Source organism: Microbispora corallina (genome assembly GCF_016863035.1).
In the GTDB taxonomy this organism is placed as follows: domain Bacteria; phylum Actinomycetota; class Actinomycetes; order Streptosporangiales; family Streptosporangiaceae; genus Microbispora; species Microbispora corallina.
This window is the reverse complement of the sequence record NZ_BOOC01000113.1, coordinates 1-730: the sequence shown is the minus strand read 5'-3', so window position 1 is coordinate 730 and position 730 is coordinate 1. Positions and strand designations below refer to the sequence as shown.

The 730-nt window shown below is 69.7% G+C and carries 1 protein-coding gene; it reads right to left on the bottom strand.

The features are described from left to right. The coding region (locus tag Mco01_RS38770; protein ID WP_204061800.1) for an alpha/beta hydrolase at window positions 1–730 on the bottom strand (730 nt) is incomplete at both ends.

The following is a 730-nucleotide window of genomic DNA, read 5'->3' as shown; positions in this document are numbered from 1 at the left end:
CGGCCATCTGGAAGGTGTGCAGTTGCCCGGGGAACACCTCAAGCCGGGCGTCCACGCCGGCCTTACGGGCGTTCTGCTCGAATTCGAGGCTCTCACCGAGCAGCGTCTCGTGCCCGCCCACCTGGACGTACGTCGGCGGCAGGCCGCTCAGGTCCGCGTACAGCGGGCTGGCCAGCGGCTCCCTCGGATCGGCGCCCCCCAGGTACGCCGAGGCGAGGAACGCCACCACCTCCTTGTAGAAGAAGGCCTCGTTCTCCCGATTCGACTCGAAGGTCTTGTTGCCCACGGTCAGATCCACCCAGGGCGACATCAGCATCAACGCGGCGGGGAGGGGCAGACCCAGTTCCCGGGCACGCAGCATCAACGAGACGGCCAGCCCGCCTCCGATCGAGTCACCGACGGCGGCGATGTGCCCGGCGTCGATTCCCTGGTCGAGCAGCCACCGGTAGGCGGCCGTCACGTCCTCCAGCGGCACGGGGAACGGCTGCTCGCGGTACTCGATGAGCAAGGCGCGGGCGCCCACCGCCTTGGCGAGGTGGCCGAACAGTTTGCGGTGCGTGTAGATGGACCCGCTGACGTAGCCGCCCCCGTGCACGCCGAAGACGACGCGGTCCTCGGCGGCCCCCTTCGGCACCGCCCACATCGCGGGCAGGCCGTTCACCTCGACTTCGAGGTAGTCCACACCGCCGGGCTCGGCCGTCAGGCCGGGCCAGTACCGATCGACCCTCTC